This is a genomic window from Herbidospora cretacea (assembly GCF_001570605.1).
Taxonomy (GTDB): Bacteria; Actinomycetota; Actinomycetes; order Streptosporangiales; family Streptosporangiaceae; genus Herbidospora; species Herbidospora cretacea.
Window position 1 is genome coordinate 141,683 of the sequence record NZ_BBXG01000008.1, and the last position, 22,362, is coordinate 164,044.

The 22,362-nt window shown below is 70.1% G+C and carries 17 protein-coding genes; 9 read left to right on the top strand and 8 right to left on the bottom strand.

Features of this window, described 5'->3' with window-relative positions; all coding sequences use genetic code 11:
- The first annotated feature begins 16 nt into the window (after positions 1-16).
- From AW270_RS17550 to AW270_RS17570, 5 genes are all read left to right on the top strand, one after another.
- Complete coding sequence (locus tag AW270_RS17550; RefSeq protein WP_061295424.1) at positions 17-1,405, top strand: aldehyde dehydrogenase family protein; 1,389 nt, start codon at positions 17-19, stop codon at positions 1,403-1,405.
- Complete coding sequence (locus AW270_RS17555; RefSeq protein WP_061295425.1) at positions 1,402-2,871, top strand: sugar ABC transporter ATP-binding protein; 1,470 nt, start codon at positions 1,402-1,404, stop codon at positions 2,869-2,871. Before AW270_RS17550 ends, AW270_RS17555 begins: the two co-directional genes overlap by 4 nt.
- On the top strand, positions 2,868-3,815 hold the full coding sequence (locus AW270_RS17560; protein ID WP_218009248.1) for an ABC transporter permease: 948 nt from the start codon (positions 2,868-2,870) through the stop codon (positions 3,813-3,815). Before AW270_RS17555 ends, AW270_RS17560 begins: the two co-directional genes overlap by 4 nt.
- A 20-nt stretch (positions 3,816-3,835) precedes the next feature.
- Entirely contained in the window at positions 3,836-4,810 is a 975-nt protein-coding gene (locus AW270_RS17565; protein ID WP_061295426.1) for a substrate-binding domain-containing protein, read from the top strand.
- A gap of 70 nt (positions 4,811-4,880) precedes the next feature.
- Positions 4,881-6,695 carry a discoidin domain-containing protein gene (locus AW270_RS17570; RefSeq protein ID WP_218009249.1) on the top strand — a complete coding sequence of 605 codons (1,815 nt, stop codon included), beginning with the start codon at positions 4,881-4,883 and terminating at the stop codon, positions 6,693-6,695.
- Between the two features lie 47 nt (positions 6,696-6,742).
- On the opposite strand, the gene AW270_RS17575 is transcribed toward AW270_RS17570, so the two are convergent.
- Positions 6,743-7,903 carry a pectate lyase gene (locus AW270_RS17575; protein WP_061295427.1) on the bottom strand — a complete coding sequence of 387 codons (1,161 nt, stop codon included), beginning with the start codon at positions 7,901-7,903 and terminating at the stop codon, positions 6,743-6,745.
- Positions 7,904-8,095: 192 nt separating this feature from the next.
- Between AW270_RS17575 and AW270_RS17580 the strand changes: the two genes are divergently transcribed.
- Entirely contained in the window at positions 8,096-8,401 is a 306-nt protein-coding gene (locus tag AW270_RS17580; RefSeq protein ID WP_063819237.1) for a hypothetical protein, read from the top strand.
- A complete protein-coding gene (locus AW270_RS17585; protein ID WP_061295429.1) occupies positions 8,401-8,787 on the top strand; it encodes a VOC family protein in 387 nt (128 codons plus the stop codon). The genes AW270_RS17580 and AW270_RS17585 overlap by 1 nt, the downstream gene beginning before the upstream one ends.
- Before the next feature lie 98 nt (positions 8,788-8,885).
- Here the strand turns inward: AW270_RS17585 and AW270_RS17590 are convergent, their stop codons facing one another.
- A complete protein-coding gene (locus AW270_RS17590) occupies positions 8,886-9,089 on the bottom strand; it encodes a cold-shock protein (protein WP_061295430.1) in 204 nt (67 codons plus the stop codon).
- A 396-nt stretch (positions 9,090-9,485) separates the two neighbouring features.
- On the opposite strand from AW270_RS17590, the gene AW270_RS17595 reads away from it, so the two are divergent.
- Together AW270_RS17595 and AW270_RS17600 are read left to right on the top strand one after the other, a co-directional pair.
- Positions 9,486-11,201, top strand: coding sequence for an NAD-dependent malic enzyme (locus AW270_RS17595; RefSeq protein ID WP_218009250.1), 1,716 nt, complete (start codon positions 9,486-9,488; stop codon positions 11,199-11,201).
- Positions 11,198-12,631 (top strand): class II fumarate hydratase, encoded by a 1,434-nt coding sequence (locus tag AW270_RS17600; protein ID WP_061295431.1) that lies wholly within the window; start codon positions 11,198-11,200, stop codon positions 12,629-12,631. The genes AW270_RS17595 and AW270_RS17600 overlap by 4 nt, the downstream gene beginning before the upstream one ends.
- On the opposite strand, the gene AW270_RS17605 is transcribed toward AW270_RS17600, so the two are convergent.
- From AW270_RS17605 to AW270_RS17630, 6 genes are all read right to left on the bottom strand, one after another.
- Positions 12,581-13,771, bottom strand: a complete 1,191-nt coding sequence (locus AW270_RS17605) for an ROK family transcriptional regulator (protein ID WP_061295432.1) — start codon at positions 13,769-13,771, stop codon at positions 12,581-12,583. The genes AW270_RS17600 and AW270_RS17605 overlap by 51 nt on opposite strands.
- A 2-nt stretch (positions 13,772-13,773) precedes the next feature.
- Positions 13,774-14,835 (bottom strand): ABC transporter permease, encoded by a 1,062-nt coding sequence (locus tag AW270_RS17610; protein ID WP_061295433.1) that lies wholly within the window; start codon positions 14,833-14,835, stop codon positions 13,774-13,776.
- Entirely contained in the window at positions 14,828-16,330 is a 1,503-nt protein-coding gene (locus AW270_RS17615; protein ID WP_061295434.1) for a sugar ABC transporter ATP-binding protein, read from the bottom strand. Before AW270_RS17615 ends, AW270_RS17610 begins: the two co-directional genes overlap by 8 nt.
- Entirely contained in the window at positions 16,331-17,395 is a 1,065-nt protein-coding gene (locus AW270_RS17620) for a sugar ABC transporter substrate-binding protein (RefSeq protein ID WP_061295435.1), read from the bottom strand.
- Positions 17,392-18,753 (bottom strand): L-fuconate dehydratase, encoded by a 1,362-nt coding sequence (locus tag AW270_RS17625; protein WP_174549872.1) that lies wholly within the window; start codon positions 18,751-18,753, stop codon positions 17,392-17,394. The genes AW270_RS17620 and AW270_RS17625 overlap by 4 nt, the downstream gene beginning before the upstream one ends.
- Before the next feature lie 351 nt (positions 18,754-19,104).
- Positions 19,105-22,347: a discoidin domain-containing protein gene (locus tag AW270_RS17630; protein ID WP_061295436.1), complete on the bottom strand. Its 3,243-nt coding sequence runs from the start codon at positions 22,345-22,347 to the stop codon at positions 19,105-19,107.
- Positions 22,348-22,362 lie beyond the last annotated feature (15 nt).

The following is a 22,362-nucleotide window of genomic DNA, read 5'->3' on the forward strand; positions in this document are numbered from 1 at the left end:
CTAAAAGGAGTGACAGATGACCATTGTGGTGCGGAATCCGGGGACCGGTGAGCCTCTCGGCGAGGTGCCCGACCTGGGAACCGACGCGGTCATGGCCGCCATCGGCAGTTCGCAGAAGGGGCAGCGGGCGATGGCGGCCATGCCCGGTCACGAGAGGGCGGCCCTGTTACGGCGGGTGGCCGACCTGATCGAGGGCGAGACCGAGTCGCTGGCGAGCCTGCTGGCGAGCGAGAACGGCAAGCCGTTGACGCAGTGCCGGGGTGAGGTCGAGGCGGCGATCCGCATCTGGCGCGGCTACGCCGCCGAGGCGACCCGGCTGTTCGGGCGGCAGACCCCGATGGACGCGGTGCCCGGCATGGAGCGCCACCTCGCGGTGACGATCCGCGAGCCGCTCGGTGTGGTGGCCGCGCTGGTGCCGTTCAACTATCCGGTGGAGCTGTACTCCCACAAGGCCGCCGCCGCGCTGGCCGCCGGGAACGCGGTGATCGTGCAGCCGCCGGCCAAGTGCCCGATGGCCCTGATCAGGGTCGCCGAACTGGTCGAGGAGGCCGGCGCCCCCGAGTACGCGCACCAGGTCGTGACCGGCGGCGTCGCGGTCTCGACCACCCTGGCCGAGGGCCCGGGCATCGCGGCGATCACGCTCACCGGCAGCACCAACGCCGGCCGGGCCATCGCCAGGCTGGCCTCCGGCACGCTGAAGAAGGTCTTCCTCGAACTCGGCGGCAACGACGCGATGATCGTCTGCGACGACGCCGACATCGAGGCCGCCGCGACCGCCGTCACCCTCGGGCGGCTGGCCCGTGGCAACGGCCAGATCTGCTGCGCGGTCAAGCGGGTGTACGTCCAGGACGGCGTCCACGACGCCTTCGTCGCCGAGCTCTCGGCGCAGGCGGCCAAGCTGGTCGTCGGCGACCAGATGGACGACGGCACCGACGTCGGGCCGCTGATCACCGAGCAGGCCGCCGAGGAGGTGGAGAAGGCCGTCGGGAAGCTGGTCGGCGAGGGCGCGCGCCTGGTCGTCGGCGGGGGCCGCCGGGGGTCGTTCGTGGACCCGGCGGTGCTGGTGGACGTGCCGGTCGAGAGCCCGACGTTCGCGGAGGAGATCTTCGGGCCGGTCGCCCCGATCGCCCGCTTCTCCGACCCGGTCGAGGCGGCGGCGCTGGTCTCCGACTCCCCCTACGGCCTGCACGCCTCGGTGTTCACCCGGGACGTCTCCCGCGCGTTCACCCTGGCCAAGCTGCTCGACGTCGGCGGGGTGATCGTGAACGGCTCGACCGCGATCCGGGCCGAGAACCTGCCGTTCGGCGGCACCAAGGACACCGGCGGCTACCGCGAGGGCCTGCACGAGACCGTGCTCGACTTCACCCGCCAGAAGACCGTGCTGGTCATGGAGGCCTTCGGATGAGCCTTGAGCTCCGCGGCGTCCGCAAGAGCTACGGCGACGTGGAAGTGCTCCACGGCGTCGACCTCACCGGACGCGACGGCGAAGTGCTCGCCGTCGTCGGGGCCAACGGCGCGGGCAAGTCGACGCTGATCCGGATCTTCGCCGGGGCGCACGAGATGTCCTCCGGCGAGATGCTCATCGACGGCGAGCCGGTCCGGCTGCGCTCGCCCCACGACGCGCACGAGCGCGGCATCCGCACGGTCTACCAGGAGCTGTCGATCGTGCCCGGCCTGTCGGTGACCGAGAACCTGCTGATGGGGCGGTTCCCCAAGCGGCGGAGCGGGCTGATCGACTGGCCCGCCGCCCACCGCAAGGCCAAGGAGCTGCTCGACGCCGCCGGGTTCGGCGCCATCGAGCCGCGCACCGTCGCCGGGCGGCTCACCGTGGCGCGCCAGCAGATGGTGGAGATCGCCAAGGCCCTGGCCGGCGAGGTGCGGGTCCTGGTCCTCGACGAGCCCTCGGCCGTGCTGGCCGGGAGCGACCTCGACGCCCTGTTCGACCTGATCCGGCGCCTGAAGGCGCGCGGGGTCCTGGTCGTGTACGTCTCCCACCGCCTCGCCGAGGTGATGGAACTGGCCGACTCGATCGTGGTCATCAAGGACGGCGTCATCATCGAGACCACCGAACCGGCCCGCACGTCGGAGGACGAGCTGATCCGGCTGATGGCCGGGCGCAAGCTCGAACAGATCTATCCCGAACGGCGCGACTCCCCCGGCGAGGCCCGGCTCACGGTGGCCGGGCTGTCGCGCCGGGGCGAGTTCTCCGACGTGTCCTTCGAACTCCGCTCCGGCGAGATCGTCGGGCTGTTCGGCCTGGTCGGCTCGGGGCGCAGCGAGATGGCCCGGTGCGTCTTCGGCGCCGAGCCCGCCTCCTCCGGCAGCGGGGCGTTCCGCTCCCCCGCCGACGCGATCTCGCACGGCCTGGCCCTGGTGACCGAGGACCGGAAACGGACCGGCCTCGTGGGCGGCATGACCGTGCTCGACAACATCGCCCTGGCGACCATGCGGGCCTCCACCAAGGGGCCGCTGATCGACGTGCCGGGGCGCAGGGAAAGGGTCGCCGGGATGATCGACCGGCTCAGCATCCAGCCCGCCCGGTGCGCCACCATGCCGGTGGCCGCGCTCAGCGGCGGCAACCAGCAGAAGGCCGTGCTCGCCAAGTGGCTGCTGGCCGAGCCGCGCGTGCTCATCCTCGACGAGCCCACCCGAGGCGTCGACATGGCCACCCGGGTCGACATCTACCGGATGATCGACGCCCTGGCCCGCGAGGGCCTGGCCGTGCTGCTCATCTCCTCCGACCTGACCGAGGTGCTCGGCGCCACCGACCGGGTGCTCGTCATGCGCGAGGGACGGCTGGCCGGCGAGCTGCGCTCGGAGGGCACGACCGAGGACGAGGTGCTCGCGCACGCGATCGGGGTGGCCGCGTGAGCGTGAACGCCCTGCCCAAGGTCTCCCGCGACGTGCTCGTCACGGCCGCCTTCGTGGGCCTGATCGTGGTGATGATCGCGGTCGCCGCGATCACCACGGAGAACTTCCTCACCCAGACCAACCTGACCAACCTGCTCAAGCAGATGGTCACCACCGGCCTGCTCGCCTACGGGATGCTGGTCGTCATCCTCACCGGCGGCATCGACCTGTCGGTCGGGTCGGTCGTGGCCTTCTCCGGGATCCTCACCGCCGGGCTGGTCTCCAGCCTGCCGATCCCCGCCGCGATGGCGGTCGGGGTCGTCTCCGGCATCGGGTTCGGGCTGGTCAACGGCGTCCTGGTGGCCCGGTTCGGGCTGGCGCCCTTCGTGGTGACGCTGGCCTCGCTGACGACCATCCGAGGGCTCGCGTTCGTCTACTCCGAGGTGCCGATCGCGCCCGAGGACCCGGCGTTCTTCTCCCTCGGGTCGGCCATGGCCGGGCCGATCCCCGTCAGCACGGTGATCATGTTCGCCGTCTTCCTCGTGGGCGGGGTGTTCCTGACCCGCACACCGGCGGGGCGGTCGATCATCGCGATCGGCGGCAACGCCGAGACCGTCCGGCTGGCCGGCATCAACGTGCGGCGGCACATCGTGCTGGCGTACACCATTTCCGGCCTGTGCGCCGGCCTGGCCGGCGTGATCCTGGCCAGCCGGGTCGGCATCGCCCAGCCCAGCGTGGGCGTCGCGTTCGAACTCGACGCCATCGCCGCCTGCGTCATCGGCGGGGCCAGCCTCGCCGGCGGCAAGGGCTCCGTGCGCGCCACCTTCGGCGGCGTGCTCGTCCTGGTCCTGATCAACAACCTGCTCAACCTGTACGGCGTGCAGAGCTTCTGGCAGCAGGTTCTCAAGGGGTTGATCATCATCGCCGTCATCCTCGCCCAGCGCACCAATCGCGTGCGCGCGTAACACCCCCCAGGAGAAACACCATGATTTCCAAGCGGATCCTGGCCGGCGCCGGCCTGTCTCTCGCCCTGCTGACCGCCTGCTCCACCCCCGCGGAGGAGCCGACGACCGGCGCCGCCGCCTCGGCGGACGGCTACACGATCGGCGTGGCGAACTTCATGCTCAGCGGCCCCTACTTCAGCGGCATGGACAAGGCGATCGCCGCCCAGGCCCAGAAGAAGGGCAACATCGAGATCATCAGCACCGACGCCAACGGCGACGCCGCCAAGCTCGCCAGCAACGTCGAGGACCTGCTGACCAAGAACGTGGACGCCGTCATCATCTCCGGCGGCCCGCTGGAGTCGGCCCCCGCCGTGCTGAACAGCCTCAAGGCGGCCGGCAAGCCGGTCGTGCTGGTCGACCGGAAGTTCCCCGGCGAGTACACCAGCTGGATCGGCCCCGACAACGAGGCCATCGGCCGCCAGAACGGCGAGTTCCTGTCGAAGGCGCTGCCCGACGGCGGCAAGGTCGCCATCATCAAGGGCGGCCCGGCCGACAACACCATCGGCTCGGCCCGCACCAACGGCGTCAAGTCGGTCCTGTCGGCCGACTCCAAGTTCACCCTGGTCGAGGCGCCCGACTTCGGCGGCTGGGGCTCCGACGGCGGGCTGACCGTCATGGAGAGCCTCCTCGCCGGCAACAAGGACATCAAGGCGGTGTTCTGCGAGAACGACGCGATGTGCCTGGGCGCGCAGCGCGCCATCGCCGACGCCGGTCTGTCCGACGGCATCATCATCGCCGGCGTCGACGGCCAGGCCGAGGCCCTGAAGGCCATCCTCGACGACACCAACTACAAGGTCACCGGCCTGAACGACGCCGACATCATCGGCGCCAAGGGCCTGGACCGCGCCGTGGAGATCCTCGGCGGCGCCACGGTCGAGAAGGACACGGTCGTCGACTCGCCCATGGTCACCAAGGACAACGCCGCCCAGTTCCAGAACCCGGACGGCAGCTTCTGACCCCCTGTTTCCCGGCCGGGGTGGCGGGCGGCGCCGCCACCCCTGTTCTCCCCCCACAGAGAGGTACTGGATGCGTACACGAAACCGAGCCGCACGCCGAGCGGCGCTGGCGCTGCTCCTGGCCAGTTCGGCGCTGACGCTGACGAGCACCCCCGCCCAGGCCGACGACCCGACCCGGCCTGGTTGGACGCTGCTCTACAACGAGAACTTCGTCAATCCGATCAACACCGGCAACGCGCCGTGGGTGCGCGACGACTACTCCCAGCCGTTCGACACCATCATGGACGACCCGGGCCAGTGGTACCGCAACGACTACGGCCCCGCCTGGACGACCGCCCTGAACTCCTTCTACACCTACCGGAAGGAGTTCCCGGTCGGGCAGAACGGCTGGCTGACCGCCTCGCTGTCGGCCCGTGACTGGAACAAGGACGGCAACATCGAGCAGCCGCCGACCCTGACGACCCAGACGCTCGGCAGCGAGAAGGTCGCCGTGATGAACGTCCCCGACCACACGGGCGGCGTCATCCTGCGGCCGACCCAGAAACTCCCCGACTACTACCGGATCGAGTACAAGCTCAAGACCCTCGACTTCGGCGGCAAGCGGAACGGCTCCATCGAGTACAACGGCCGGACCAACGGCTACAGCAACACCGGCTGCAAGACCCAGCACCCGTGGGGCGAGGGCGAGAACTCCCCCGGCTGGTCGGGCAACGCCTCGGCGCCCTACTGCGAGTGGCAGGACGTCCGGCGCGGCACCTACGGCTACAACGGGTTCCACTTCCTGTCGATCGTCGACTTCGCCAACCCGGCCCCCCGCAACAACCACTTCTGGCACTACCGCCGCAAGGTCCTGATGGACGCCTTCTCCCAGCACCCCGACCGGGTGGGCAGCGGCACCGGCGGCCGGGTCTGCAACGCCGCCAACAACACCTACTACAACTACCGCGACGGCAACTTCAACACCGTCAACATGTGGATCAGCGGCATGCCCAACTGGAACCCCGGCGCCGGCGGCCTGGCGGGCAACTCCCAGTGGTTCATGACCCCGTGCTCGGGCGGCGTCGCCGAGCAGCAGCTCTCGTCGGCGGCCGAACTCCAGCCGGAGCTCATGCCGAACGAGTTCTACACCTTCGCCATCGAACGCGACCAGACGGGCTACGTCCTGGAGGTGACCGGCAACTTCGCCCGGTCGGGCCAGCGGACCATCCGCATGCACCGCCCGTTCGTCGTCAACAACAACCCGATCTGGCACTACAACGTCAAGGCCAGTGAGTACAACGGCCAGTTCAACGGCAACCTGGTCCAGAACGACAACAACGGCTCCACGACCTGGTCGAACCAGTGGCCCGCCGGATCGGCCTACCCCGACTACTTCGTGATCGGTGACCTCTACACCAACGTCTACGAAGGCAGCGCCTCGCTCACCGACGTCCGGCTGTACGTGCCACAGACCGCCGGCAACCCCAACCTGGCGCTGAACAAGACCGCCACCGCCGACTCGCAGTGCGCCTCCACCGAGGCCCCCGCCAAGGCGGTCAACGGCACCGTGAACGGCGGAAACGCCGACAAGTGGTGCTCGGTCGGGTCGAGCAAGTGGCTCCGCGTCGACCTCGGCTCCAGCCAGAGCGTCGGCAAGATCGTCCTGAAGCACTCGGGAGCGGGTGGCGAACAGGCGGTCTGGAACACGCGCGACTTCGACGTGCAGGTGAGCACCAACGGCACGACGTGGACCAACGTGGCCCAGCCACGGGGGAACACGGCCAACGTCACCACCCACACGTTCACCCCGCAGAGCGTCCGCTACATCCGGCTGAACGTGATCGCCCCCACCAGCAACTCCGACACGGCGGCCCGCATCTACGAACTGGAGGCCTACGCCTCCTGATCGTTCGACGGAAGGGCCGGTCCAGGCCGGACCGGCCCTTCCCGGAATCAGCGGTACGTGAGATCTGAAGACGAGTAGAAGCAGTTCCTGGAGTCGGCCCCCGTGCCGACCTGGGTCGGTTCGCTGCCGCTGCTGTTGCCGTTGTACTTGCGGCAGATCACCATCGACCGGCCGGAGTCGCCGACGATCGTGACCCCCGAGAACCGGGCCGTGTCGCCGTAGTTGACGTTGATCCCGGCGACCGTGTTCCCCGGCCGCGTCAGCGTGACGTTGCGGATGACCACGTCGCGCTGGTGCTGCGTGGAGCAGTTGCCGCACGAGCGGTAGAACGTCCCGAAGTTGGTCGCCTGGAAGTTCTGGACCGTGAGGGTCCCCGGGCCGTTGTGCTGGAACACCTTGTCGCCGGCGTAGCGCGCGCCGCCGCCGTCGACCAGGAAACTCGGGTCGCCGCTGCCCCGGAAGGTGGCGGCGTCCTCGCCGACGTCCTCCCACCAGACGTTCCTGAGCGTGCACGACCCGGAGCAGTGCACGCCGTCACCGGCAGGGGCGCCGATGATGACGTTCTGAAGAGTCGCGCCGTTGGCGAGCTGGAACACCGGGTCCTGGCTCTCCTCCTGTCCTCCGTCGCCCATGCAGCAGTAGCGGCGCATGCCGCCGTCGAACGTGCCGGAGACGGAGATCGTGCCGTTGACGGAGACCTGCCCGGTCGGCGTGGGCCAGCCGGTGGGCTGCGGCGTCGGGGTGGGAGTGGGCGTGGGTGTCCTGCTCGGAGAGGGCGTGGGCGTCGGGGACGTGGTCGGGCCGCCCCCTCCGCAGGTCACGCCGTTGACGGCGAAGGACGCCGGGACGGGGTTGCTGGAGTTCCACGTCCCGTTGAACCCGAACGACACCGACGCGCCGGTCGCGAGGCTGCCGTTGTAGTTCAGGTTGGACGCGGTCACCGCACTCCCGCTCTGGGTGACCGCGGCGTTCCACGCCTGGGAGACGGTCTGCCCCGCGCCGAACGTCCAGGTCACCCGCCACGAGGAGAGCGGGTCACCGGTGTTGGCCAGGGTGACGTCGGCGGTGAACCCCCCGCCCCACTGTGACTGGACGGCGTAGGTCACCCGGCACCCCACCGCCGCCTGAGCCGCGACCACCGTCACGGGGACGGCGGCCACCGCCGCCGTCAGAACGAGCAGCGCCTTCCGGCGCCATGTACGCAGCATGTGCTGCCCTCCTGCTGCCTCGGGAACGTGGGGGCAGCATGCGGTCTGCGCGCACCACCGACCAGCGCGGCCCGCGTCGTCGCTGGTCGCCTCCCGGAAGAGGTGAAACGTTCACTGTCGTGTGACCCGTGCGGCGCGAAGCGGGCCGGCTTGCCTTGTCACCGCCTAAACGACTTTACTGGTGTCGTGATTATGCGAACCTGGCGTGGCTGGACGCGGGCCGAAGACGCCGACGCCTACGCGGCCTACATGATGGAGACCGGCTACCCCGGCTACACCTCCACCCCCGGCAACCGGGGCGTCACCTTCACCCGGCGTGACGACGGCGAGCTGACCGAGTTCCTGCTGGTCTCCCTCTGGGAGTCGGGGGAGGCCGTCCGCGCCTTCGCCGGGGAGGAGCCCGGCAAGGCGGTCTTCTACCCTCAGGACGACCGTTATCTCGTCGAGCGCGAGCTCACCGTCGGCCACTTCGACGTGTTCGCCGGGGATGTGGCCTGATGGCACACCGATCGCGGCTCTACACCGTCTCCGTCGACGTGCCGGCCGACGTGCACGACGAGGAACTGGCCTTCTGGGAGGGGGCGGTCGGGCGGGAGATGCCGGTCGTGCCGGCCCATCCCGACTTCCACCGGACCACTCTGCCCGGTCAGGAGGTCATCCTCATCACGCAGCGGCTCCGGGAGGGCGCGCCGGGGATCCACGTCGACATCCACACCGACGATCTCGACGCCGAAGTGGCCCGGCTGGAGAAATTGGGGGCCGTGAAGGAGAGGTTCACCGAGAGCGGATGGTGGATCATGCGCGATCCGGCGGGGCTGCGATTCTGCGTGCTGGAGGATCCGCCCGGGACGCTCCATGAAGCGAACTCAACTTTCTGGGATTAAACCAGGAAAATGCTTGTATCGCTTCGAGCGAAATAGGGTGACAACGACGAACCGGGCCCGCGCCGTGTGGCGCGGACCCGGTTCTCCCTGCTCAAAGATTAGGCAGGAACGATGTTCTCGGCCTGCGGGCCCTTCTGGCCCTGCGTGACGTCGAAGCTCACTCGCTGGCCCTCCTGGAGCTCACGGAAGCCCTGGGCGGCGATGTTGGAGTAGTGGGCGAAGACGTCGGCGCCGCCGCCGTCCTGCTGGATGAAGCCGAAGCCCTTTTCCGCGTTGAACCACTTCACGGTACCGGTAGCCATTTTGCAATCTCCTTCGGGGCTGAGCCCGTAAGGCCCGCACTGTGCGAACCTCGCGTCGCCGCGATGATTACCCCGTCCGGAATTGCTCCGGAAATACAAAAGTGCCACCACCATTTCGGATCGGTGAGGCACTTGAAGTCTTTGGGAACCACAACTGCAACTGGCAACGACACTATCACGGTACGCGCAACATTTATCACGGCGGTTGCGAAAAAGCTGGCCCCCGATCCCGCCATCCCCTGTGGCCACGGGGTATCCGGGGGCGTGCGCACGACCGTGACCAGCCGATCGTGCCCGGATCCGGAACGAGTCGTGGGGCTCCCCTGACTTTGCCCGGCGTGTCGCGGGGCAGTGCCCGGGTGGAAGGTGACTTCCACACGACGGGAGATGGTGACGATGTCACCAGGGAACAGGAAGCCGGGCGCGAGCAGGCCAGCGTTCACCGAGCAGCCCGACGGCGGCTACACGACCACCCTGCGGGGGCTCGAGGTGCTGCGGGAGCCGCTCCTCAACAAGGGCACGGCGTTCACGCCGGAGGAGCGGGCCGGGCTCGGGCTCGACGGGCTGCTCCCGCCGGTCACCGAGACCCTCGACGAGCAGGTGCGCCGCTCGTACGCGCAGTACCAGGCCCAGCCGACCGACCTGCTCAAGAACGTCTACCTGGAGTCGCTGCGCGACCGGAACGAGACCCTCTACTACGGGCTGCTCAGCGCCCACCTGCGCGAGATGCTGCCGGTGGTCTACGACCCGACCGTGGCGCAGGCGATCAAGACGTACAGCCACGAGTTCCGGCGGCCCCGAGGGGTGTTCCTGTCCATCGACCACCCCGACGGGATCGAGACCGCCTTCGAGAACCTCGGCGTGGGCCCCGACGACGTCGACCTGATCGTGGCCTCGGACGCCGAGGAGATCCTGGGCATCGGCGACTGGGGCGTGGGCGGCGGGGCCGGCATCGCGGCCGGGAAGCTGGCCGTCTACACCGCCGCGGCGGGCATCGACCCCGACCGGGTGATCCCGGTCGCGCTGGACGTCGGCACCGACAACGAGGCGCTGCTCAACGACCCGGCCTACGTCGGCAACCGCCACTCGCGGGTGCGCGGCAAGCGCTACGACGACTTCATCGACGCCTACGTCACCGCGGCGACTCGGATGTTCCCCGGCGCGCTGCTCCACTGGGAGGACTTCGGGCCCTCCAACGCGCGGCGGATCCTGGAGAAGTACACCGGCCGGATCTGCACCTTCAACGACGACATGCAGGGCACCGGCGCGATCGTGCTGGCCGCGATGCTCGGGGCGGTGCGGGCGTCGGGGACGCCGATGCGCGACCAGCGGATCGTGGTCTTCGGGGCGGGGACGGCCGGCATCGGGATCGCCGACCAGCTCAGGGACGCGATGATCCGCGACGGCCTCGACCACGAGACCGCCACCCGCCGCATCTGGCCCATCGACCGGCAGGGGCTGCTCACCGACGACCTCACGGACCTGCGGGACTTCCAGGTGCCCTACGCCCGCCCGGCGAGCGAGGGCGGCGGCGGGCTGGCCGAGGTGGTGGAGCGGGTGAAACCGACGATGCTGCTGGGTGCCTCGACCGTCCACGGCGCCTTCACCGAGGAGATCGTGCGGGCGATGGCCGCCGGGGTGGAACAGCCCATCATCTTCCCGATCTCCAACCCGACGGAGCGCATCGAGGCGATGCCCGCCGACCTGATCTCCTGGACCGACGGCCGCGCCCTGGTGGCGACCGGCGTGCCGATCGACCCGATCACGTACAAGGGGGTCACCCATGTGATCGGCCAGGCCAACAACGCGCTGCTCTACCCGGGTCTGGGGCTGGGCGTGGTGGTGTCGCGGGCGCGGCGGGTCAGCCCCGGCATGCTCCAGGCCGCCGCCGAGGCGGTCGCCGGGCTGGTGGACGTCACCCTGCCCGGGGCCTCGCTGCTGCCGCAGGTCGACAACCTGAGGGAGGTCTCGGCCACGGTCGCCGTCGCGGTCGCCAGACAGGCCGCCGAGGAGCACCTGGCCCGCACGTCGCTGCGCGACCCGGTCCAGCGGGTGCGGGACGCGATGTGGCAGCCGGTCTACCGGCCGGTCCGAGCCGGGGAGCCGCGATGACGACGCACCACCGGCCGCGCGCCCTGCCGATCGGCCTCAGGGCGCGGGGCACCCGCACCGAGAGCGACTCGCTGGGCGAGATCCACGTGCCCGCCGACCACTACTGGGGCGCGCAGACCCAGCGGTCGCTGATCCACTTCGACATCGGCGACGACCGCATGCCCAAGGCGGTCTACCACGCGTACGGCTTCATCAAGAAGGCCGCCGCGATCGTCAACGCCCGCGCCGGGCGGCTGCCGCAGTGGATGGCCGACGTCATCGTCCGGGTCGCCGACGAGGTGATCGCCGGGAGGCTCGACACGGAGTTCCCCCTGTACGTCTGGCAGACCGGCTCCGGCACCCAGTCCAACATGAACGTCAACGAGGTCATCTCCAACCGGGCGATCCAGCTCCTCGGCGGCGAGCTGGGCAGCAAGCACCCGATCCATCCCAACGACCACGTCAACATGGGCCAGTCGTCCAACGACACCTTCGTCACCGCGATGCACCTGGCCGCCGTGCGCGCCATCGAGGGCGGCCTGATCCCGGCGGTGCACCGCCTGCGGAAGGCCGCCGCGGACAAGAGCCGCGAGTGGGCCGACGTGGTCAAGATCGGCCGCACCCACCTGGAGGACGCCACCCCGCTGACGGTCGGCCAGGAGTGGTCCGGCTACGCCGCCCAGCTCGACGACGCCGCCGACCACCTGGCCGCCACCTGCACGGGCCTCTACCGGCTGGCCATCGGCGGCACCGCTGTCGGCACCGGCCTGAACGCGCCGCCCGGCTTCGCCGCCGAGATGGCCGCCGAACTCGCCCGGCTCACCGGCCGCCCGTTCGTGGGCGCGCCCAACGCGTTCGCCGCCCAGGCCTCCTGCGACGCGCTCGTGCGGGTCTCGGCGGCGATGCGCGCCCTGGCGGTCCCGCTGTTCAAGTTCGCCAACGACATGCGCTGGCTCGGGTCGGGCCCGCGCACCGGCCTGCACGAGCTGATCCTGCCCGCCAACGAACCGGGCTCCTCGATAATGCCGGGCAAGGTCAACCCGACCCAGGCCGAGGCGATGCTGATGGTGTGCGTCCAGGTGATGGCCTTCGACACGGCGGTCTCGACGGCGGGCGCTGAGGGCAACTTCGAGCTCAACGCCTTCCGCCCGCTGATCATCGACAACGTGCTCCACTCGGCCCGCCTCCTGACCGACATGACCGACCACTTCCGCGCGTTCCTGGTCGCCGACGCCCGGCTCGACACCGGCAGGCTGAAGGAGAACGTCGAACGCTCGATCATGATGGTGACGGCGCTGAGCCCGGAGATCGGCTACGACAAGGCGGCCGAGATCGCCCACCGCGCGCTCGACGAGGACCTGACCTTGAAAGAGGCGGCGCTCAGGTCGGGCGTCAGCGAGTCACTGTTCGACCGGGTGGTGGTCCCGGAGCAGCTCACGCGGCCCGGGTGACAGGATCAGCGGGTCGTCGAGGACGCGGTCGACCACGGTCCCGGCCGCGCCGCGCGCCGCCGCCTCGAAGCCCAGTTCCGACGCCACGATCCGGCAGCGGCCCCCGGCCACGGCGCGGCGTTCGAGTTCGGCCTGGGCCGCCGGGAGGAGGCGGGAGGCCAGCTTGGCGAAGTAGCCGCCGACCACGATCGCGCGGGGGTTGAACAGGTTGGCCAGGATCGAGCCGCCCAGGCCGAGCCAGCGGCCGACCTCGGCCAGGGCGTTGAGGGTCCTGGTGTCGCCGGCCTCGGCGGCGGAGGCGATCTGGTCGACGCGGGCGTCGAGGCCCAGGCCGGTCGCCCCGGGGGGATCGAGGGCCGCCAGGCCGACCTTCGTCTCCCAGCATCCGGTGTGGCCGCAGGCGCACCGGGCGCCCTCGGGGTCGACGGGGAGGTGCCCGGTCTCGCCCGAGAAGCCGTCGGCGCCCTGGAGCAGCCGGCCGCCGACGATGATGCCGCCGCCCACCCCGACCTCGCCCGTCAGGTAGACCATGTCCGGCGTTCCGGCCGCCACGCCGCACGCGTATTCGGCCAGGGCGGCCAGGTTCGCGTCGTTGCCCACCTCGACGGTCACGCCCAGTTCGGCGCGGAGCAGGTCGGCCAGGGGCGCCTGCCGCCAGCCGAGGTTCGGGGCGAAGGTGACGACCCCCTGGGAGACCAGGCCGGGCACGGCCACCACGACGCCCGCCAGGGTGCCCATCTCGGCGGCGGCCAGGCCGGCCATGCGCGCCAGTTCGGAGACGCACCCGGAGACACCCGCGCCGGCCGCGTCGAATCCCGAGCGGGCCGAGAACAGGACGCGGCCGCCCAGGTCGGAACCGTGGGCGGCCACATAGCCGACGTTGATCTCCAGGCCCAGCGCCCCCACGCGGGAGCCGTCGAGCGCCACGTCGCGGCGTGGCCTCCCGATGGCCCCCGTCGTCGAGGTCCCGGCCTCCCGGACCAGGCCCATGGCGATGAGCTCGGTCATCAGGGAGGACACGGTGGCCCGGTGAAGACCGGTCGCCTCCACCACATCCGCACGGGAGCAGGTCCCGTGGTCACGCAGGTGCCGGAGCACGCGGGACAGGTTGTCCCTGCGCAGGGTGGCGCGGCCGGTCATCGCTAGTCCTGGGCCCTCCCGCCGGCCAGCCGGCTGATCATCAGGGCGACCAGGATGATGCCGCCGTACACGAGCTGCTTCCACTCGCCGGGCACGCCCTGGAGGGTCAGGATGTTCTCGACCAGGCCGATGACCAGGACACCGGTGAGGGCGCCGAGGATGGTGCCCTTGCCGCCGTCCATGCTGACGCCGCCGATGACGGCCGCAGCGAAGACCATGAAGATCCAGCCGACGCCCTGGTTGGCGCTGATGCCGCCCAGGCGGCCGGTCTCCAGCACGCCCGCGAGCGCCGCCAGGGTGCCGCCGATGACGAAGACGACCAGGACCACGCGCTCGACCCGGATGCCGGCGGCCCTGGCGGCGTCGGCGTTGCCGCCGATGGCGTACAGGGAACGGCCGCCGCGGAAGTAGCCGAGGGCGGCCATGCCGACGGCGAACAGGACGCCGGTGATCCAGATGGCGGCGGGCAGGCCGAGCCAGACCGCGCTGCCGAGGTAGGTGAACGACTCGGGCAGGGCGAACAGGCTCTTGCCGCCGGTCAGGCCGAGGTGCAGGCCGTGGACGACGATCAGCATCGCCAGCGTGACCACGAAGGCCGACAGCTGGTAGCGCAGGATGAGGAAGCCGTTGAAGGCTCCGATCAGCGCGCCGATGAGCAGGCACAGCGGCACGGCCAGGCCCGGGGGCAGGCCGAGGCCGAACCCGCCGTCGCCGGTGGCGATGACGAGCATGACCGCCACGGCGGGGGCCATGCCGACGATCGACTCCAGCGACAGGTCGAACTTGCCGGCGATCAGGATGAGCGCCTCGGCCAGCACGACCAGGGCCAGCGCCGACTGCTGCTGCAGCACGTTGGTCAGGTTGCCCATGGTGAGGAACACCGGGTCGATGAACGACCCGACGATCAGCAGCACCACGATGACCGGCACCAGCGTCAGGTCGCGGAACCGGCTCAGCCGGAAGCCCGGCCGGGCGGCGATCGCCGGGGCCGGGCCGGAGCCGTTCGCCGACGCCGCCGGGGTCTTCGGCAGCGTCGAGGCGCGCCGCCCCTGCCGATCACTCATGACTGACACCCTCCATAGCGGCCACGAGGTCGTTGTCCGACCATCCGCGTGGCACGTCCTTGATCACCCGGCCGTGGAACATCACCAGGACCCGGTCACAGATTCGCAGGTCGTCGAGTTCGTCGCTGACCAGCACGGCTCCCGCTCCCCGCTGCGCGGCGTCCTCGACCGAGCCGAGCAGCGACTGCTTGGCCTTGACGTCGACGCCGGCGGTGGGGTTGATGACGACCAGCGCGGCCGGGTCGTCGACCAGGGCGCGGGCCATCACGACCTTCTGGGCGTTGCCGCCCGACAGGTCGCCGACCGGCTGGTCGGGACCCTCGGTCTTGATGTCGAGCTCCTGGATCATGGTCCGGGCACGGGCCCGGCGCCTCTCGGGCGAGACCATCCCGAACCGGCCGAGCTTCCCGGCGATCGGCATGGTCGCGTTCTCGCCGACCGACAGCAGGGCGACGAAGCCCTCGTGGTGCCGGTCCTGCGGGACGAAACCGATCCCGGCCGCCAGCGCCGACGGGACGTCGCCCGGCTTCGGCTGCCTGCCGTTGACCGTGATGACGCCGCTGTCGGCACGGCGCAGCCCCACGATGCTCTCGGCCAGGCCGACCTTGCCGCTGCTGCCGGACCCGGCCAGGCCGACGATCTCGCCGGCCCTGACGGAGATGTCGACGTCCTCGTAGCGGCCCGCGGAGGTGAGGCCGCGCACCTCCAGGACGACCTTGGCGGCGGGGTCGATCTTCCGGGCCCTGGCCTCGTAGGTCACGGCGTGCTCGCCGGTCATCGCGGCCACCAGCGCGTCGTGCGGGAGTTCGCTGACGGGGCTGGTGACGATGTGGCGGGCGTCGCGGAAGACGGTGACGCTCTGGCAGACCTCGTAGACCTCTTCGAGGTGGTGCGAGATGAACATCATGGTGACGCCCTGCTCCCGCAGGTCGCGCATGCGGTCGAAGAGGCGCTGGATGGCCGGGCCGTCGAGCTGGGCGGTCGGCTCGTCGAGGATGATGAACCGCGCGCCGAAGGAGAGCGCGCGGGCGATCTCGACCAGCTGCCGCTGCTCGACGCCCAGGTCGCCGGCGAGCCCGAACGGGTCGACGTCGACGTGGTACTGGTCGAGGAGGGCGACGGCGCGGGCGCGCATGGCGCGCCAGTTGATGACCCTGCCGTCGGTCTGGCGGTTGATGAAGAGGTTCTCGGCCACGGTCAGCGCGGGGATGATCGTGGACTTCTGGTAGACGCAGGCCACCCGGGCCTTCCACGCGTCGCGGTCGGCGATCGGCGGAGCCGCTTCGCCCGCGAACCGGACCTCGCCCGCGTCGGGCCGCTGCAGGCCGGTCAGGATCGACACGAGGGTCGACTTCCCGGCGCCGTTGCGGCCGATCAGGGCGTGCGTCTCGCCCTGCTTGATGGTGAGGCCCGCGTCGTTGAGTGCGACGGTGGGGCCGAAGCGCTTGGTGATCCCGAGCGCCTCGACCGCCGCCGCTTGCGATGAGGTGGTCATCTAGCTGACCTGGTTGCCCCAGAGGTTGGGGTCATCCACGTTCTCCTTGGTCACCAGCGGCGCGGGCAGCTGGTCCTCCAGGCCGTTGGGGAGCTGGATGATGTTGCTGTCGTGGTCGGTCGGGCCGGGCTGGAAGGTCTTGCCCTCCAGGGCGGCCTTCGCGTAGAAGACGGCGTACTTGGCGTAGAGGTCGGCCGGCTGCGAGACGGTCGCGTCGATCTCGCCGGCGCGGATGGCCTCGAACTCGGCCGGGATGCCGTCGTTGGACACGACGAAGATGTGCTTGGGGTCGTCCGGCTTGACCAGCAGGCCCTTGGCCTTCAGGACCTGGAGGGTCGGGGCCAGGTGCACACCGCCGGCGTGCATGTAGATGCCCTTGATGTCGGGGTTCTGCTCCAGGCGGGTCTGCAGCATGGACGCGGCCTTGCTGCCCTCCCACTCCGTCGGCTCCTCGAAGACCGTGATCCCGGGGAACTTCTCCTTCATGCAGTCGCGGAACGCCTCGGCGCGGTCGCGGCCGTTGATGGAGGCCAGCGCGCCCATGAGCTGCACGACCTTGCCCTTGCCGCCGAGCTGCTCGCCCAGGAACTCACAGGCCTTGGTGCCGTAGGCGCGGTTGTCGGCGCGCACGACCATGTAGACGTTGCCCTTGTCGGGGCGGGTGTCGACGGTCACGACCGGGATCTTCTTGCCGGCGAGCTGGTCGAGGGTCGAGGCGATGGCGCCGGTGTCCTGCGGGGCCATGATGATCGCCTTGGCGCCCTGGCTGACCAGCGCCTGGGTGTTGGCGACCAGCTTGGCGACGTCGTTCTGCGAGTTGGTCGGCGGCATCAGCTCGACGCCGTCGGTGCTCGCGATCTCCGGGACGTACTTGTTGTACGAGTTCCAGAAGTCGGAGTCGGCGCGCGGGAAGTCGACGCCGACCTTGCCGCCGCCGGCGGCCGCGGCGGGCGCGGACTCGCCGGGGGCGGCGCTCGTCGCGGTCTCGGGGGTGTCGGACGACCCACACGCGGCCAGGCCCAATGCGAGCACGGCGGCGCTGGCGGCGACGGACAGAAGTTTCATGCCGATCGGCCTTTCAGGACGGGGGGGTGATTGACGGAGGAGGTTCTGCGCGCCTCCGCCGCCGGGGAGCTCTGGGCCACTGCGCTGGTCCAGTACTGACCCCAGGGATAGGTGAACGCGGCGAGCGACTCAGGACGCATCGCCGAGCTGAATCCGGCTGCTTCGGGCGCCACGTAGCTGCCGTCCCGGATGACGACCGGGTCGGCGAAGTGCTCGTGCAGGTGGTCGATGTACTCGATCACCCGGCCCTGTTTCGACCCGCTGACGGCGACGAAATCGAACATGGCCAGATGCTGGACCAGCTCGCACAGCCCCACCCCGCCCGCGTGCGGGCAGACGGGGACGCCGAACTTGGCGGCCAGCAGCAGGATGGCGATGTTCTCGTTGACGCCCCCGACGCGGGCCGCGTCGAGTTGCAGGTAGGAGATGGCCTCCGACTGGAGGAGCTGCTTGAACACGATCCGGTTCTGCACGTGCTCCCCGGTGGCGACCGGGACGGGGGCGACCGCGCGTGCGATCGCGGCGTGGCCGAGCATGTCGTCCGGGCTGGTGGGTTCCTCCACCCACCAGGGGTCGAACTCGGTCAGCGCCTTCACCCAGCGGATCGCGTCGGAGACATCCCATCTCTGGTTGGCGTCGATCGCGATCGGGAAACCGTCGCCGCAGACCTCACGGGCGATCCGCATGCGGCGGACGTCGTCGTCGAGGTCGGCGCCGACCTTCAGCTTGATCTGTGTGAAGCCCTCGTCGAGGGCCTCCTTGCACAGGCGCCGAAGCTTGTCGTCGTCGTAGCCGAGCCAGCCCGGCGACGTCGTGTAGGCGGGATAGCCCTGCTCCCGCAGGAGGGCGACGCGCTCGGCCCGTCCCGGCTGCGCGGCGCGGAGGATCTCCAGCGCCTCATCGGGGGTGAGCGCGTCGGTGATGTAGCGGAAGTCGACCAGGGAGACGAGCTCCTCGGGGCTCATCTCGGCGAGCAGCAGCCAGAGCGGCTTGCCCTCGCGGCGGGCCTTCAGGTCCCACAGGGCGTTCATGACGGCGGAGATCGCCATGTGCATGACGCCCTTCTCCGGCCCGAGCCAGCGCAACTGCGAGTCGCCGATCAGATCCCGGTAGACGGCGCCCAGGTCGGAGCAGTCACGGCCGACGACGTGGCCGTCGAGCGCCTTGATGGCGGCGGTCTGCACGTCGTTGCCGCGTCCGATCGTGAACGCGAATCCGTGTCCCTTCTCGTCCTCGTCGGTCCGCAGCACCACGTAGGCCGCCGAGTAGTCGGGGTCGGGGTTCATCGCGTCGGAACCGTCGAGCTCCGTCGAGGTCGGGAACCGGATGTCATGCGTCTCCAGGGAGATGACCCTCATGCGAGCTCCAGACACATCCGATTAATGTAAGAGTCCGGCGCTACCGCCGGGCGGTCGTCTTCGAAAGCCTTTCGAGATAAAGATCCGATTAATATGCGGACACGGCCCTCGTTGGGGCTGTGGACCGATCCCAGGTGGGATCAGAATTCCGCAGGTCGCCGCCGGGTGGAAGACCCCGGGGCCACCTTCTCGGTTACTCTCCAGACATCCGATGTTTGGTTCTCAAGAAGAATGCCCCGCATGTTACAGGCGTGTCAATAGCCGCAACGAGAAAGAGATCCGATGATTTCGAAAGGCCCCGGCGAACCGTGGAGTTCGCCGGGGCCCCGTCTCTGACCTGCGGATATGTGGCTAGACGCCGTAGACGTCGAACTCCCAGAGGGAGTAGCCGTACTGCGTCAGAGCCCGTTGCGTGCCGTAGATTCGGACGTATCGGCCTGTCCCGGACACGGTGAGGTCGTCGACCCCGCCGTCCGAGGCCGTTTGGGTGTTCAGGACCGTCCAGGAGCTGTTGTCATGGGATGTCTCCACCCGGTACTGCCGGCCGTAGGCCGCCTCCCACTGGAGCCGGACCCGGGAGAGGGACCGTGACTGGCCGAGGTCGACGGTGATCCACTGGGGGTCGGCGTAGAGGCTGGACCACCGGGTGGCGGTGTTGCCGTCGACCGCGTTGGCCGCGACGTTCGCCCCGGCCTCCGTGCTCGACACCGTCACCGGGCGGCCCCTCGACAGCAGTTGCGGCGTCCCGGTGGCCGGGGTGCCGTAGACGTTGAGGTCCCAGAGCGAGTAGCCGTATTGGGTCAGCGCCCGCTGGGTGCCGTAGACGCGGACGTACCGCCCCGTGCCGCTGACGGACAGATCGTCCACTCCCCCGTCGGAGGCGGTCTGGTTGGACAGGACCGTCCACGTGCTGTTGTTCGGTGAGACCTCCACCCGGTAGGCGCGGCCGTAGGCCGCCTCCCAGTTCAGCCTGACCCGGCTGATGTCGTAGGACGCGCCGAGGTCCACCGTGATCCACTGCGGGTCGGCGTTGTAGAGGCTGGACCAGCGGGTCGCGCCGTTGCCGTCGACCGCGTTGGCCGCGACGTTCGCCCCGGCCTCGGTGCTCGACACGGTCACCGGCCTGCCCCGCGCCAGGTCCGAACCGCCCACGGGGGTGGAGACGCCCGGTCCGGTGAAGGTGTAGCTGTCGACGTCGAACACGGCCGTCCCGGCCGCGCCGGAGAAGGTCAGGTAGAGGTCGTGCGTGCCGGTCGGGGCGGTCACCGGAGCGGTGACCTCCACGTAGTTGTCCCAGCCGCCGGTGTTGCCCACGGTGACCCTGGCGACCTCGGTGCCGGTCGGGCTGTCGTACCGGAAGGAGAGCACTCCCCCGGCGTTGGCGGAGGAGACGCGGGCCTTGACCCCGGTGATGCCCTGGAGGTTCACCCCGTGGTGGCGGACCCACTCGCCCGGCTGGATGTCGCCGAGCCGCTTGCCGCCCTCGGCCTGGGCCTGGTCGACCACGCGCGGGCCGTTGAGGGTCACGTAGTGCTCGGCCTGCCACTGCTTGGGCCACAGGGTGATCTCCCGCTCGCCCGTCAGCGGCACCGTGCCGGTCGCGCCCCGGTCGGTGTAGGAGGCCCTGATCACCCAGAACAGCACCGAGTCGGGACCGGCGTGCACCGGGCCGACGTCGAAGGACGCGCCGCAGCCGGTGCCCTCGCCCTCCTCGTGGGCGTGTTCCTGGTGCCCCAGCGCGGCCCGGACGACCACGTTGGCGCACGGGACCGTGCCGTCCTGCGCGTCGGTGGCCGAGGCGGAGGCCGTCAGGCGTTCGTCCCACGAGAACAGGCCGCCGTTGGGCAGCCCGCCGACGTTGACGACCGGCCGGTTGTTGCCCACCACGACCGGGATCAGGGTGGTCCCCGTCATGGTCCCGTCGCTGACGGTCAGCCGGGCTCTCTTGTCGCCGCTGGTCGTGTACGTGTGCGACGGGTTGGCCGCCGTCGAGTCGGTGGTGCCGTTGTCGTCGAAGTCCCACGCGTAGGTGAGCGGGTTGCCGTCGGGGTCGTTGCTGCCCGCGCTGGAGAACTGCACGGTCAGCGGGGTGAGCCCGTTGTCGACACTGGCCGTGGCCACCGCGACCGGCGACCGGCCGCCCTGCACGTAGTTGATCTTCACGAGAGCGGCGTCGGCGGCTCCGGAGAAGTACCCGCTGCCGTATTCGAGCAGGTAGAGCGATCCGTCGGGGCCGAACTCCATGTCGATCGGGTGGACGAACGGCATCCCGGCGAGGACAGGTTCGATGACCGTCGGGGTGCCGGTCGCGGGATTGCCGTTGCCGAACTGGACCTCCTTGATCCAGTTACGGCAGTACTCCGTGATGATCAGCTTGTTGTCGTAGTACTGCGGCCACTTCACCGCGCTGTCGAGGTTCGGGTCGTAGTGGTAGACCTCGGCGTGGTTCGGCGAGCCGCAGCCGCCGGGCTGGTCGAGGGCCGGCCACTCCTTGCTGCCGCCGTGCTGCTCCCACACCAGCGCGCCGCGCGTCGGCGGGAGCTGCTGGAGACCGGTGTTGCGCGGCGAGTTGTTGACCGGGCCGGTGCCGCCGCCGCAGGGGAACCAGCCGCGCGGCGCGTTGGCCGCGAAGTCCCAGTCGTTGTAGGCGACGTTCGGGCCGCCGCAGTAGGGCCAGCCGTAGTTGCCCGCGCTGGTGGCGCGGTTCCACTCGTCGTAGGCGGCCGGTCCGCGGTTGGCGAGGGTCGCGCCGGCGTCCGGCCCGACCTCGCCCCAATAAAGGGTGTCGCCGCCCTGCTTGTCGACCCAGATCCGGTACGGGTTGCGCGTCCCCATGACGTAGATCTCGGGCCGGGTCTGCGCCGTGCCCGGCGCGAACAGGTTGCCCGGGGGGATCGTGTAGGTGCCGTTCGCCTCCGGGTGGATGCGGTTGATCTTGCCCCGGAGGTCGTTGGTGTTGCCCGAGGTGCGCTGGGCGTCGTACTGGGGGTCGCGGCTGGTCCGCTCGTCGATCGGCGCCATGCCGGCCGAGTCGCCGCCCGAGTTGGTGTTGTCGCCGACCGCGAAGTAGAGGTTGCCGTCGCTGTCCCAGGTCATCGACCCGGCCGAGTGGCAGCAGAGGTTCCGCTCGGTCGGCCACTCGATGATCATGTCTTCACTGGTGAGCGTGCCGGTGCCGGTATTGAAGGTGAACCGGGAGATCCGGTTCACCAGGGGGGTCACCTTCGGCGAGTAGAAGAGGTAGACCCAGCGGTTGGCGGCGAAGGCCGGGTCGAGGGTGATGCCGATGAGGCCGTCCTCGAACCGGGCGTCGAGCTGGAGGGTCAGCGCGACCGTCGTCGAGCGGGTGGCCGGGTTGTACAGGCGGACCTGGCCGCCGCCGGCGCTGGTGCCCCGGTTGATGTACAGCACCTTGCCGTCGGGCAGCACCGACAGCTCGATGGGCTCGCCCATCGACAGGCCGCTGTCGAGCCGGACCTTCTCGAAACCGCTGGTGGGTGGCGGCGCCGCGTACGCGGGCGCGGCGGGCACCAGGGCGACGATGACCAGGGCCAAGACGCCCAGGATCGCGCGCAGGCGCGGGTGACCTGACATGGATGCTCCCAAAGC